At 73.4% G+C, this 12,594-nt stretch carries 12 protein-coding genes; 3 read left to right on the top strand and 9 right to left on the bottom strand.

All coding sequences use genetic code 11. The annotated features are described in order from the left end of the window. Positions 1 to 52: 52 nt before the first annotated feature. From fxsA to ACZ5WG_RS02320, 4 genes are read right to left on the bottom strand one after another with little or no spacing between them, the layout of a single operon-like run. Positions 53 to 247, bottom strand: coding sequence for an FxSxx-COOH cyclophane-containing RiPP peptide (gene fxsA, locus ACZ5WG_RS02335; RefSeq protein WP_362634845.1), 195 nt, complete (start codon positions 245 to 247; stop codon positions 53 to 55). 59 nt (positions 248 to 306) lie between these two features. Further along, entirely contained in the window at positions 307 to 3,612 is a 3,306-nt protein-coding gene (locus ACZ5WG_RS02330; protein ID WP_468719994.1) for an SAV_2336 N-terminal domain-related protein, read from the bottom strand. Between the two features lie 6 nt (positions 3,613 to 3,618). Then, positions 3,619 to 4,671, bottom strand: coding sequence for an AAA family ATPase (locus ACZ5WG_RS02325; protein ID WP_468719992.1), 1,053 nt, complete (start codon positions 4,669 to 4,671; stop codon positions 3,619 to 3,621). 25 nt (positions 4,672 to 4,696) lie between these two features. Then, entirely contained in the window at positions 4,697 to 6,778 is a 2,082-nt protein-coding gene (locus tag ACZ5WG_RS02320) for a VMAP-C domain-containing protein (RefSeq protein WP_468719991.1), read from the bottom strand. A 132-nt stretch (positions 6,779 to 6,910) separates the two neighbouring features. Between ACZ5WG_RS02320 and ACZ5WG_RS02315 the strand changes: the two genes are divergently transcribed. Further along, positions 6,911 to 7,096 carry a DUF6104 family protein gene (locus ACZ5WG_RS02315; protein WP_010061466.1) on the top strand — a complete coding sequence of 62 codons (186 nt, stop codon included), beginning with the start codon at positions 6,911 to 6,913 and terminating at the stop codon, positions 7,094 to 7,096. Positions 7,097 to 7,194: 98 nt separating this feature from the next. Here the strand turns inward: ACZ5WG_RS02315 and sodN are convergent, their stop codons facing one another. Next, positions 7,195 to 7,590 (bottom strand): superoxide dismutase, Ni, encoded by a 396-nt coding sequence (gene sodN / locus ACZ5WG_RS02310; RefSeq protein WP_008741558.1) that lies wholly within the window; start codon positions 7,588 to 7,590, stop codon positions 7,195 to 7,197. A gap of 242 nt (positions 7,591 to 7,832) precedes the next feature. Here sodN and sodX point away from each other — a divergent pair, with 242 nt between their 5' ends. Next, positions 7,833 to 8,192, top strand: a complete 360-nt coding sequence (gene sodX, locus ACZ5WG_RS02305; RefSeq protein WP_468720501.1) for a nickel-type superoxide dismutase maturation protease — start codon at positions 7,833 to 7,835, stop codon at positions 8,190 to 8,192. Here sodX and ACZ5WG_RS02300 read toward each other — a convergent pair. Further along, on the bottom strand, positions 8,096 to 8,725 hold the full coding sequence (locus ACZ5WG_RS02300; protein ID WP_053784645.1) for a CGNR zinc finger domain-containing protein: 630 nt from the start codon (positions 8,723 to 8,725) through the stop codon (positions 8,096 to 8,098). The two genes, sodX and ACZ5WG_RS02300, sit on opposite strands and share 97 nt — an antisense overlap. Before the next feature lie 82 nt (positions 8,726 to 8,807). Between ACZ5WG_RS02300 and ACZ5WG_RS02295 the strand changes: the two genes are divergently transcribed. After that, on the top strand, positions 8,808 to 9,563 hold the full coding sequence (locus ACZ5WG_RS02295; protein ID WP_468719990.1) for a class I SAM-dependent methyltransferase: 756 nt from the start codon (positions 8,808 to 8,810) through the stop codon (positions 9,561 to 9,563). Positions 9,564 to 9,650: 87 nt separating this feature from the next. Here ACZ5WG_RS02295 and ACZ5WG_RS02290 read toward each other — a convergent pair whose 3' ends face one another. The 3 genes from ACZ5WG_RS02290 to ACZ5WG_RS02280 are packed head-to-tail and all read right to left on the bottom strand — an operon-like array spanning position 9,651 to position 12,361. Further along, positions 9,651 to 10,418, bottom strand: a complete 768-nt coding sequence (locus tag ACZ5WG_RS02290; RefSeq protein WP_323139554.1) for an amino acid ABC transporter ATP-binding protein — start codon at positions 10,416 to 10,418, stop codon at positions 9,651 to 9,653. Beyond that, a complete protein-coding gene (locus ACZ5WG_RS02285; RefSeq protein WP_468719988.1) occupies positions 10,415 to 11,365 on the bottom strand; it encodes an amino acid ABC transporter permease in 951 nt (316 codons plus the stop codon). The genes ACZ5WG_RS02290 and ACZ5WG_RS02285 overlap by 4 nt, the downstream gene beginning before the upstream one ends. A gap of 36 nt (positions 11,366 to 11,401) precedes the next feature. Then, on the bottom strand, positions 11,402 to 12,361 hold the full coding sequence (locus ACZ5WG_RS02280) for an ABC transporter substrate-binding protein (protein ID WP_468719987.1): 960 nt from the start codon (positions 12,359 to 12,361) through the stop codon (positions 11,402 to 11,404). Positions 12,362 to 12,594: the final 233 nt, after the last annotated feature.

Genomic DNA, 12,594 nt, shown 5'->3' with positions numbered 1-12,594 from the left:
AACTGTGGCTGCTCTGCGTATCCTTGGGAATGCGGTGCGTGAGGGGGCCGCGTCAGGCCACTCCGGAGTCGAACGCGTTGAGGATCTCGGCGGGGTGGGTGACCCGCTGCACCATGCCTTCGATGACCCGGGCCAGCACGGGATGGTCGATCCCGCGCAGTGCGGCCAGGTCGAACCCGGAGAGGTCCGGTAACTGCCCGGAACAGGCGGAGCCCGCCGTTTCCGCTTCCTGCTGCCGCGTCACCATGGGCTGCCCGTCCCCCTGTTGAGTCGCACGTCTGATGGTCCACTACCCAAATCCAGGGGTCACAGCCCCGCCTCCAGGGTGCGGACCCGGGACCCCAGGGCGTCCCGCCGGTCCGCGGCCGGCGGACCGAGCCGGGTCCAGAGCTCCAGCGCCGAGCGGTACGCGTCCAGCGCCGCCCGGGGCCGCGCCAAGCGCTCGAGCACCTCCCCCCGCAGCTCCTGCACCCTCGCCCCCAGTTCCACCGCCACGTCCCGCCGCTCCTCCCGGTCGGCGGCCAGCGCGGACCGCCACGCCCGGCGGTAGGAGTCCGCGGCCCGGTCGAGCCGGTCCAGCGCCCGGGTGTGTGCGTGGATCTCCTGCTGGACGTCGCCGTGCTCGCGCCAGGCGCCGGCCTGCTCCAGCGGGCTGCGGCTCTGCCGGACGGCCAGCTCCAGCAGGTACTCCGCCTCCCGCAGGTCCACCACGTCGCCCTCGTAGCCGTGCCGCAGCCGCAGCCCCGCCGCGAGCCGCATCAGCCGCTGCGCGGAGCGGGGGTCGGACTGCGGGACCGCCGCCCGGCTGTCGCGCAGCACCCGTACGGCCGTCGAGGTGAACCGCCGCCCGTCGGCGGCCCGCGCCCGGTCCAGGAGTACGTCGCCCCACTCGGGCAGCAGCTCCCCGTAGGCCTCCCCGTCGCGGGGGATCAGCCGGCGGGCCCTGCCGTACGCCTCGGCCGCGTCCTCCAGCGCCGCCGGGTCCGCATCCCGCGCGTACCGGGCCCGGTGCACCCGCGCCAGGCAGACCAGCCCGGCCAGCCGCAGCTCCGCGTCGCCGGTGGACTCGGCCAGGGCCAGGTCCAGCTGCCCGGCCGCCTCCTCCAGCCGCGCGGGCAGGTACCGCAGGGCCGTGGCCAGCTCCACCCGTACGCGGGCGGCCGCCGCTCCCGACGGCTCGGCGGCCAGCCCGGCCGCCAGGTGCTCGGCGGCCTGCCCGGCCAGGGCGGTGCGCTCCTGCGGGTCGGGCGTGCGGGGCAGCAGGGCCAGCAGGACCCGGCCGAGGGCCGGCCGCACCGCCGGGTCGGAGGCCGGGCCGCCGGTCACCGCCTCCAGCGCGGACCGTGCCTCGTGCAGCGCGCCCGTGTCCTCGCGGAGCTCGCCGAGGCGGACCAGGGTCTGCGCCCGCCGCAGCACGCAGTCGAGGCGCAGCCGCGGGTCCAGGTCGCCGTCGGCGGCGCCGCCGACGGCCGCGAACTCCCGTTCCGCCGCGGCCAGCAGTTCCGCGTCCGGCTCGGCCGCCAGGGCCTGCTCGTACAGCACCCGGCCGAGCACGGCCCGGGCCGACGGCGTCCCGATCCCGGTCACCGCCCGCTCGGCCTCCGCGAGCAGTTCCGGGTCCCGCTGCCCGGTCCACAGCCGCAGCAGTACCCCGGCCAGCTCGCACTCCGCCTCGCCCGGCGGGTCCTCGGGCCCGGCGGGTGCGGCCACGGCCCGGCGCAGTACGGCGACGGCCTCGTACAGTCCGCGCTGCCCGCCGTCGCCCCCCTGCCGGTCCTGTGCGGCGAGCCGGTCGCGGGCCGTGCGCACCGCCCAGGCCCGGCCGGGCGGGGGCGGTGCGGGCTCGGCGACGGCCGGGTCCCCGGCGGGCGGCCCGGGCAGGTAGCGCCGTACGACGCGTGCCGAGACCTCGGCGAAGGCCTGCGGGAGCCGCCCGGCCGGGACCCGCTCCTCGCCGCCCTCCTCGACCACGGGCGCCCCGGTGAGCTGGGAGACGGCCAGGGCGGGGAAGTTCCGTACGCCCCGCCCGAAGTGCGCGAGCACGTACTCCGAGCAGTGCTTGAGCACCAGCGCGGCCTCGTCCCGGCCGAGCGGACCGAGCAGGACGTCCTGGACGCCGGGCACGAACTCGTACCACTGCCCGGCGGACCGGCCGCGCCGCAGCAGCCCGCTCAGCAGGACCTCCGCCAGGTCGGAGGGTTCGGAGTCCGGCAGCATCGTGCGCTGCACCAGCCGCATCACGGGCAGGGTCAGCGGCGCCGCCGACAGGTACACGGCGAGCTGTACGGCGCGGGGCGAGGCGGAGGCGCGGAAGCGGCGCACGAGCTCGCGCGGCGGGCGGACGGCGCGCGGCGGCGGGACGGGCGCCGCGGGGTGGTCGGCGAGCACCCGGCCCACCTCGGCGGGGACCGGTCCGGTGCCGAGTCCGGCGACGAGACGGGCCCAGGCGCCGAGCGCGGTGGCGCTGGGCGGCAGGACGGGGACGGTCAGCCCGCCGGTGGGCCGCCCGTGGCGGGCCGGCCGGTCGGGCCGGAACCGCAGCTTCCCGGCGCTGCCCTCGGCGCGGGTGAGGGCGCCCCGCTCGGTCGGCAGCCAGCTGCGGCTCCACAGCCGCTGCGGCAGCGGCTGGACGACGACGCAGGGGGTGCACTCGGCCCAGCGGTGCAGCAGCCGCTGGGCCTCGCCCTCGCGCCAGAGCGGTCCGGCGCAGTCGGAGACGACCATGGTCAGGGCTCGCCCGGTCGGGTCCCGCAGCTGGTCCCCGGAGCGGAGCCGGGTGCCGGGGCCGGGTCCGCGTCCGACGGCGGCCCGGCCGTCGCCGAGCCGGTGCAGGTAGTGCACCTGTACGTCCCGGAAGGCGCCGAGGCGCTCGCACACGGACCGCAGTTCCTCGAACATGTCGTGCCACACGGCCATCGACGGCGAGGCGTCCATGACCAGCCGTACGGTCGCCTCGCGCCGGCTCTCGGGCCGCAGCACCGGGATGACCAGCCCGAGGGCCCGGGCGCTGGCCTCGGCGGTGGCCGGCTCGTCGAGGACCAGGCGGGTGGGCGGGCCGGGCGGGCGGTGCCGCTGGAGGGCGCGCAGGGCCCGCTGGATCTCCAGGATCCGGGGCAGCGCGGCGGCTCCGGGTACCCGTACGGGCACTCCGGCGCCGGCCGGGAACTCGGCACCCTCCTCCGCGACGGTTCCCAGGACCCGGGAGGCGTAGAGCCTGACCGGGTCTTCGGGCTCGGGCCCGGGCCGTACGCGCTCCTCCTCCGGCGGCGGTGCATCGCCCGCGGTCCGCGGCCGCCGGGGCGGGGCCGTCCGGTCCCGGTCCGGGGCGGCGGGGCCGGGCGGGCCGATCCGCCCGGCCAGCCACAGCGCGTCGGCGAGCTCCTCGGCGGTGGGGTCGAGCCCGGCGGCGCGCAGCAGCCCGGCGAGGTCGCGGAGGGCGGCGGGGACGGGTGGCGGGCCGAAGGAGCCGGGAACGGGGCCGGGGGAGCCGGGGACGGGGCCGGGGGAGCCGGGGACGGGGCCGGGGGAGCCGGGGCCGGGAGGCCGGTCGGGGGCGGAAGGCCGGTCAGGGACCGGAGGCTGCTCGGGGACGGTTGGCCGGTCGGGGGACACGGGCGCTCACCTCGGGCGGTCGAGGCGCTGGATGAGCAGGTCGGCGAGGTCCTCCCGGGTGGGCGGGGCGGCGTAATGGGTGAGGTAGATGGCGTTCAGCAGCTGGTCGGCCGCGACGAGTTCGGACTGGGACCGGCTGAGGAACTCCCGGATCAGGTCGGCGCCGAGCTGGGCCGCCTCCTCGCCGAGGTGCGCGCGGACCATGGTGGCGAGCCGTTTCTCGCCGGGCTGCCCGAGCTTGAGCTGGATGCACCGGCGCAGCAGGGCGGCCGGGAAGTCCCGCTCGCCGTTGCTGGTCAGGATGATGAAGGGGAAGGCCCGGCAGCGCACCCGGCCGCCCCGGACGGTGACCTTCGCCCCGTCGTCGGTGAGCACCTGCACCTCGGGCTCGGTGTCGGCGACCCGTTCCAGCTCGGGCAGGGCGAACTCGCCCTCCTCCAGGACGTTCAGGAGGTCGTTGGGCAGGTCGATGTCGCTCTTGTCGAGCTCGTCGATGAGCAGCACGCGGGGCCGTTCGGTGGGCAGCAGGGCCGTCCCCAGCGGTCCGAGCCGGATGTATTTCCCAATGCCCGGGGCCTTGCCGATGCCGGGCGGCGTGCCGGCTCCGGCTGCGGGGGCCGCGCCGGGGAAACCCCCGCTCGCCGCGATCTGGACGTCCTGGAGCCGGGCGATGGCGTCGTAGCGGTACAGGCCCTCCTGGAGCACGGTCCGCGAGACCACGGGCCAGCGCAGCACCCGGCCGAGTTTCAGTTCGTGGGCGACGGCGTGGGCGAGGGTGGACTTCCCGGTTCCGGGGTAGCCGGTCACGAGCAGCGGCCGCCGCAGGTACAGGGCCGCGTTGATGGCCTCGAGCTCCTCGGGCTCGGGCCGGTGCAGCTCGGCGGCCTGCCGGTGCGCCCCGAGTCGGCGCGCCACGTTCCCGTCGGCCGTGTCGGCGAGTCCTCCGGGCTCGCCGACGGGGCCGCCGTCGAAGTCCCGCCACGGCGGCGGATCGGGCAGGGCCCGGATCCCGTCGTGGGGTTCGCCGACCCCCCGGTATATGAGCCATTCCTCGTTCACGGCTGCTCCCTCCCCCTCCCGCCCGTCACAGGTCGCCCTGCAGCGGCTCGTCTTCGGGCAGCGCGCGGGCCGGGTCGTCCCATACGAGGGCCATCCCGTCCGCCCAGTACGCGTCGGGGTCGGCCCCGTGCGCGCGGGCCCGTAGTGCCTGGAGCCTGACCGGCAGCGGCGCTCCCCGCCCCGCCTCGGTCAGCTCCTCGCGCAGTCCGCGGTGGAACGGCGCGCAGTCGGCCGCCGGATCGGCCGGGGGCCGGCGGGTGACGGCCACCCCGTATCCGGCGTCGTGGACCGCGTGGAGGGAGCCGCGGGTGGGCTCCGCGTCGGCGGCCCGGCAGTGCACGGGCACGGTGTTGTCCGGCAGGGCGTCGAGCCATTCCGGGGCCGGGGTGCGGGGGCGACCGCGCGCGCAGTCGGCCCGCTCGTCGGCCAGCGGCCCGGCCTGGACGCGCGCCCAGCGGTCGGCCCGGCGGTGGACGGCCTCGTCGTCGGGCGGGGTGTCGCCGCTGCCGGGCGGATAGCGGAACACCACCGGCCGCTGGACGCCCAGCGGCACCCGGCCCGCCACGGTCCAGGTGTCCACGGGCAGGCCGAACAGCTCGGGCGCCACGGCGACTTCGAGGAGGGCTGCCGCCTCGTGGGTGTCGCAGCGCCGGAAGGCCTCGGCGAGCGGGACCCGCAGCGCCTCCGCGAGGCCCGCGCGGGTGACCCGTACGCCGGAGTCCACCGGGGTCAGCCGCCCCGGGTGGGCGGGACCGGCCAGCACCGAGACGCGCCAGTCGTAGACGTCCTCCCAGCCGTGCGCCCACGCCTCCAGCAGCACCGACGGCCCGCGGGTCAGCCCGTCGGCCGGGCGGGCGTGCCCGTTCGTCTGACCGGCCGCCCGGGCCCGCCGGCGCCGGTCCCGCTGCGCCAGGCCCTGTTCGTGGCGCTCGCCCAACTCCCGCCGCAGGGGCCGCCACAGCCGCTCGGCCGTCGCCCGTACCCAGTCCCACAGCTCTTCGTCGGAGCCCGGGGAGGGCGGCTCGCGGTGGTCGGCCACGCTCACGTCGGTCGCGTACCGGAGCATCGCGGCGGCCTCGCCGGCGCCGGCCGGCGGGTCGTGCAGCATGCCGAGCCCGTCGCGCCAGCTGAGCGGGGCCGGCAGGCCCGGGTCGGGTTCCTCGCCGCGGGCCGCCTCGACCAGGGCGCGGACGGCCTCCGAGGAGCGCGGCGGGGGCAGTTCGGCGAGCAGCCCGCACAAGGTGGTGCGCTCGGCGGCGGTGAGCCGTCTGCGGCCCTCGTACGGGTCGCCGGGGGCCGGGAGCTCGTCGTGGACGTCGGTCCAGGTGCGGCGGCTGCCCAGATCGCTCAGGTGCTGGTCGTAGTGGTAGAGGTCGTGGGCCTGCATGACGCGGCGGTAGAGCCCGACCTGGCCGGTGGCGGCCAGCGGCAGGGTGCGTAACTGGACGACGGACACGGCGAGTCCGCCGCCGCCGGTGTGCCGACGGGCCTTGACCACGCCGACGACCTCGCCGCGGGCCAGGTCCACGACCGGGCCGCCGGACATGCCGGGCTCGATCTCGTCGTCGCCGCCGAGGCGCAGGGCGGCACCGCCGGCGGCGGTGCCGCGCAGGCGGGTGGTGCGGCCGGTGATCTCGGGGGTGCCGAGGTCCTCGGTGCAGCCGAAGTACGCGACCTCGTCGAGGCGGGGTCTGGCGCGGTCGGTGAGCCGTACGCAGGCGTGGGTGATCGGTGCGAGGACCCGGACCAGCGCCAGGTCGGGCAGGTCCCACAGGGCGTGCCGGGCGGGCCGGCGCTCCTCGAGCCGCTCGGGCAGGACGCACTCGACGCGGCCGGTGACGGTCCCGGTGGCGCCGTCGGCGCCGGAGGAGAAGGTGATGCCGAGCTCACGCCCCACGAGACGCACCGCTGCACCCCCTTCACCGACGACGTGCGCGCACGTCAGGACCCAGCCCGGGGCGATGAAGAAGCCACTCCCCCAGGTGGGACCGGTCCCATGGGGTGCATACCCGTCCGGGGCCGCGTGGACGCGCACGGTGGCCGCCTGGACGAGGGGTTCGAGGAGCTCGTAGGCGCGCGCGGTGCCGCCCGTGCGCCCGTCCTGCATCCCCTGCCCCCTCAGGTGTCTGGCAGTCCAGGCTAGCGCCGGGTCCGGTAGGGCGGGAGGTCTCGCCGGGCATGCGGATTATCCTGGCGGGAAACATCCCCTGCACACCTTCATCACGGCACGGAGCCCGACTTGTACTTCACCGATCGCGGCATCGAGGAGCTGGAGAAGCGGCGCGGCGAGGAGGAGGTCACCTTCGAGTGGCTCGCCGAGCAGCTGCGCACCTTCGTCGACCTGAACCCGGACTTCGAGGTCCCGGTGGAGCGCCTGGCCACGTGGCTGGCGCGGCTGGACGACGAGGACGACGAGGACGAGTAGTCCCACCAGTGGACGAGTGGTCCACGAGCAGTCCCTGCACGGCGAAGGGGCCCGACCGGTGACGGTCGGGCCCCTTCGTGCCGGAGGGCAGGCCTGGATCAGGCGGCCTTGGTCTCCCAGAAGATGCGGTCGATCTCGGCGATGAGCTCGAGGGCCTTCTGGCCGGTCGCCGGGTCGTTCGACGCCTTGGCGGCCGAGAGGGCCTTCAGGGTGTCGTTGACCAGGGTGTGCAGCTGCGGGTACTTCTCGAAGTGCGGGGGCTTGAAGTAGTCGCTCCACAGCACCGAGACGTGGTGCTTGGCGAGCTCGGCGCGCTGCTCCTTGATGGTGATGGCGCGCGCGCGGAAGTCGGCGTCCTCGTTGGCCTGGTACTTCTCCTGTACGGCCTTGACGGACTCGGCCTCGATGCGGGCCTGGGCAGGGTCGTACACGCCGCACGGAAGATCGCAGTGGGCGGAGACCTTCGCCTTGGGGGCGAAGAGGCGGGAAAGCATGGAGTTTGTCCTCCTCGTGATCGTCTTCTCAAGGGGGAGATTACTCCGTGGGAAGGGGGTTTTCGCGAGCGGCCCCGTGGGCTTGGGACAAAAGTCCAGGGTGGCGTGCAGACCGGTGAGCGAACGTACGGGAGTGTGCGGCAGCATGCGCAGTGGGGCGAGAGCGGGCGAGGAGGTCGGGCACGGTGGAGAGTAGGCGCTCGCGGGCGGCGTTCGAGGTGCTGGAGGTGGCGGGGCCCTCGATGGTGCCGACGCTGCTGCACGGCGACCGGCTGGTGGTCCGGTACGGGGCCGCCGTGCGCCCGGGTGACGTGGTGGTGCTGCGGCACCCGTTCCAGCAGGACCTGCTGGTGGTCAAGCGGGCGGTGGAGCGGCGGCCGGGCGGCTGGTGGGTGCTCGGGGACAACCCGTACAACGAGACCGGCGACAGCACCGACTACGGGACGGTGCCCGAGGAGCTGGTGCTGGCGACGGCGGTGCTGCGCTTCCGGCCGCGCGCGGCGGATCAGAGTTCGCTGAGGGCGCGGCTGTCCTGGGCGGTGTCGGCGCTGCGGCCGCTCTGGCCGGACGCCTCGGCTTCCAGCCGTTTGCGGGCCCGGTAGGCGGCGACGTTGGCCCGGGTGGCGCAGCGGTCGGAGCAGTAGCGCCGGGAGCGGTTGGTGGAGGTGTCGAGGTAGGCATTGCGGCAGGGCGCGGCCTGGCACAGGCCGAGGCGGTCGGGGCCGTGCTCGGTGAGGTGGAAGGCCAGGCCGAAGGACGCGAGCGCGGCGTAGCCGGCGGAGGCGTTCGAGGGGTGGTCGGCGAGGTGGATGTGCCAGTTCGGGCGGCCCTCGTCGTCGAGGTACTCGTGGCCGGAGACCTGCGGGCTGACCGGGAACTCCATGAGCAGCGAGTTCAGCAGGTCGACCGCGAGGACGTGGTCGCCGCCATCGGCGGCCTCGAAGACGGCGCGCAGCCGGCCGCGGACGTTGCGGAAGCGGGTGACGTCGGCGTCGGTGACCCGGCGGGCGGCCTGGACCCCGGTGCCGAAGAGGCCCCGGACGGCATCCACCGAGGTGAGCGAATCCTTGTTGCGGGCCGGCTCCTCGGTGTTGACCAGGCGCACGGCATAGTCCGAGTAATGGGCCAGTTCCACTTGTAGTCCTTACGGCTGCGGCTTAGTGTCTCGGGTAACAGCTGAGACGTATTCGAGGGTATTACGACTGGAGGGGTCAGCGATGGCGGAGACCACGACCGACTGGCAGGCCTGGCAGGAGAGCTGGGACCGGCAGCAGGAGTGGTACATGCCCGACCGCGAGGAGCGCTTCCGGGTCATGCTGGACATGGTCGAGGCACTGGTGGGCCCCACCCCCCGGGTGCTCGATCTGGCGTGCGGTACGGGAAGTATTACGGACCGCGTCCTCGGGCGGTTCCCGGAATCCACCACTACGGGCGTCGATCTCGACCCGGCGCTGTTGACCATCGCCCGGGGCCACTTCGACGGCGACCGGCGCGTCACGTTCGTCACCGCCGACCTCAAGGACCCCGGCTGGACCTCGGCGCTCCCGTACGACACGTACGACGCCGTGCTCACGGCCACGGCGCTGCACTGGCTGCACAGCCCGGACCTCGCGGTGCTCTACGGGCAGCTCGCCCCGCTGGTGCGGCCGGGCGGGGTGTTCATGAACGCCGACCACATGCCCGACCCGGCGACCCCGCGGATCAATGCCGCCGAGCGCGCCCACCGGCACGCCGGGATGGACCGGGCGCGGGCGGCCGGCGCACTGGACTGGGCCGACTGGTGGGCCCTCGCGGCCGCCGACCCGGTGCTCGCCGAGCCGACGAGGCGCCGGTTCGAGATCTACGGCGAGCACGCCGACGGCGACACCCCCGACGACGCCTGGCACGCCCGGACCCTGCGCGAGGCTGGCTTCGCGGAGGCCCGGACGATCTGGCGCTCGCCCTCCGACGGGCTGGTCCTGGCCCTGAAGTAGCGCACTTGTAGGAAAGTGAGAACTTCAGCACGTGCGAGAGGGGCGGTACGGGATTCCCGTACCGCCCCTCTCACGCGTTCGGCGCGGTTACAGCACCTTGGACAGGAACGCCTTCGTCCGGTCGTGCTGCGGGTTGCCCAGCACCTCGCGCGGGTGGCCGGACTCGACCACGACGCCGCCGTCCATGAAGACGAGGTTGTCGCCGACCTCGCGGGCGAAGCCCATCTCGTGGGTCACCACGATCATGGTCATGCCCGACTCGGCCAGGTCCCGCATGACGTCGAGGACGTCGCCGACGAGCTCCGGGTCGAGCGCCGAGGTGGGCTCGTCGAAGAGCATCAGCTTCGGTTCCATGGCCAGCGCGCGGGCGATCGCCACACGCTGCTGCTGGCCGCCGGAGAGCTGCGTGGGGTAGTTCCCGCCCTTGTCGCCCAGGCCCACGCGGTCGAGCAGGCGCACCGCGCGCTCGCGCGCCACGGCCTTGCTCTCGCCCTTGACCATGACGGGGGCTTCCATGACGTTCTCTATGGCCGTCATGTGCGGGAACAGGTTGAAGCGCTGGAAGACCATGCCGATCTCGCGGCGCTGGGCCGCGACCTCGCTGTCCTTCAGCTCGTAGAGCTTGTCGCCCTTCTGGCGGTAGCCCACCAGCTGGCCGTCCACCGAGAGCCGCCCGGAGTTGATCCGCTCCAGGTGGTTGATGCACCGCAGGAAGGTCGACTTGCCGGAGCCGGACGGGCCGACCAGGCAGAAGACCTCGCGCGGGGCGACCTCGAGGTCGATGCCCCGGAGGATGTGGGCGGCGCCGTACGACTTGTGGACGCCCTCGGCCTTGACCATCGGCTGAGTGGTCATCGCGCGACCTCCGTACGGCGGAACATGTTCAGGTTGGCACGCAGGCGCTGGAACGGCGTCGGCGGCAGGTTCCGCGTGGAACCACGGGCGAAACGGCGCTCCAGGTAGTACTGGCCGACGCTGAACACACTGGTCAGAGCCAGGTACCAGAAGGAGGCCACGAACAGCATCTCCATGATGGCACCGGCCGTGTTGCCGATGTTCGACGAGGCCCGCAGGAGTTCCGTGTACTGCACCGCCGAGACCAGGGAGGAGGTCTTCAGCATGTTGATGAACTCGTTGCCCGTGGGCGGGATGATCACGCGCATCGCCTGCGGCAGCACGATCCGGCGCATGGTCTTCGTCTGCGGCATGCCGAGCGCGTGCGCGGCCTCGGTCTGGCCCTCGTCGACCGACTGGATGCCGGCCCGGACGATCTCCGCCATGTACGCGCCCTCGTTCAGGCCGAGGCCCAGGAGGGCGACCATGAACGGGGTCATGACGTCGACGGTCTCGTTCTTGTAGATCGGACCGAGGTTGATGTACTGGAAGATCAGCGACAGGTTGAACCACACCAGCAGCTGCACGTACACCGGGGTACCGCGGAAGAACCAGATGTAGAGCCAGGAGACGGCGCCGGTCACCGGGTTCTTGGAGAGGCGCATCACCGCGAACAGGATGCCGAGCACGAGGCCCAGCGCCATGGCCGAGACGCTGATGATCACGGTGTTGCCGAGACCGCTCAGAACCGCCGGGTCGAACAGCTTGTCGCGGACCGTCGCCCAGATGACGTTGCCGTTGGCGAACGCGTAGACGAGCCAGACGAGCAGCGCGACGACGACGACGCCGCTGACCCAGCGGCCGTAGTGCCGCACCGGGATTGCCTTGATGGCCTCGTACGGGAGGCCCGAGGCGCCGGGTCCGGCCGGCGGGTTCTCGGCCGGACCCTTTTCGATCTTGTCAGTCACAATGACTGCCCTTCAGTGGAGCGTGGAGCGCGGGACTTACTGACCTGCGTTGACCGTCGCGGACTTGACGGCGCTGTCCTGCACGTTCCACTTCTCCAGCGCCTTGGCGTAGGAGCCGTCCTTGATCGCGGCGTCGAGGGCCTGCTTCAGGGCGTCGCGGAGCTGGGTGTTCTCCTTGCTCACGCCGATGCCGAAGAGGCCGACGTCGCTCTGCTGGCCGGCGATCTCGAAGTCGTTGCCGCCACCGGAGGTCTTCACCGTGTAGGCGGCGACCGGGTAGTCGTTCAGGTCGGCGACGGCGCCGCCGGCCTTGACGCGGGTCTGCGCCTCGGCGTCGGTGTCGAAGGCCTGGATGGTGAGCTTCTTGTCACCGCACTTCTCGGCCTGGGCCTTGAAGGTGTCCTCGTAGATCGTGCCGCGCTGGACGGCCACGGTCTTGCCGCAGAGGTCGTCCATCGACTTGATGCCCTCGGGGTTGCCCTTCTTGACGAGGAGCGAGAGGCCGGAGGAGAAGTAGTCGACGAAGTCGATCCCCTTGCCGATCTTCTGACCCTTGTCGTCCAGGCCCTCCTGGCGCTTCTTATTGTCGGTGATCGACGACATGATCGCGTCTTCGCGGCCGGTGTAGATCGAGGTGATCAGGCCGTCGAAGGTGCCCGCGGTGAACTGGAACTTCACACCGAGCTGCTTGCCGAGCGCCTCGGCGATGTCGGGGTCGACACCGACGATCTTGCCACCCTCGACGAATTCCATCGGGGCGTAGGCGGAGTCCGTGCCGACCTTGATGACACCGGCGTCCTGGATCTTCTTCGGCAGGGCCGAGAAGAGCGGGGCGGAGCTGTCCTTCGACGTACCACCGGAGGGCGTCGACGAGGAGCCCTTCTCCGTCTGGTCGCCACAGCCGGTGAGGATCAGGGCTCCGGCGACCGCGATCGCGCCGACCGCGGCGATCCGGGACCGGGCGGCGGTCGTACGACGGGTGGTGCTTGCGGTCATGAGCTGGTTCCTCCGGCTGGCTGGTGGAGCATCCGAGAACGGTCGGGCACGCACCTTCGAGTGTCGCGACCTCGTGTGATTACGGCATCTTGCCATTCGGACTGACGCATTCAGGCAGTTCGTCAGGTCAAAATCGGATAACGGGTGGGTGGGGGTACCCAACAGGACTGCGGAATGGGGGCTTCCCGGCCGCAGGAACCGCTGTGACCTGGCCCTTTTGACGGACTATTTGC

This window comes from Streptomyces sp. NPDC032745 (genome assembly GCF_055579465.1).
Note: the sequence above shows the minus strand (reverse complement) of the source record. Positions and strands in the feature narration are given on the sequence as shown.

Bases quoted from the DNA above. Each gene is read 5' to 3' on its own strand.
- fxsA (WP_362634845.1), bottom strand. From the start codon at position 247: ATGGTGACGCGGCAGCAGGAAGCGGAAACGGCGGGCTCCGCCTGTTCC.
- ACZ5WG_RS02320 (WP_468719991.1), bottom strand. From the start codon at position 6,778: ATGCAGGACGGGCGCACGGGCGGCACCGCGCGCGCCTACGAGCTCCTC.
- sodN (WP_008741558.1), bottom strand. From the start codon at position 7,590: ATGCTTTCCCGCCTCTTCGCCCCCAAGGCGAAGGTCTCCGCCCACTGC.
- sodX (WP_468720501.1), top strand. From the start codon at position 7,833: ATGGTGCCGACGCTGCTGCACGGCGACCGGCTGGTGGTCCGGTACGGG.
- ACZ5WG_RS02295 (WP_468719990.1), top strand. From the start codon at position 8,808: ATGGCGGAGACCACGACCGACTGGCAGGCCTGGCAGGAGAGCTGGGAC.
- ACZ5WG_RS02290 (WP_323139554.1), bottom strand. From the start codon at position 10,418: ATGACCACTCAGCCGATGGTCAAGGCCGAGGGCGTCCACAAGTCGTAC.
- ACZ5WG_RS02280 (WP_468719987.1), bottom strand. From the start codon at position 12,361: ATGACCGCAAGCACCACCCGTCGTACGACCGCCGCCCGGTCCCGGATC.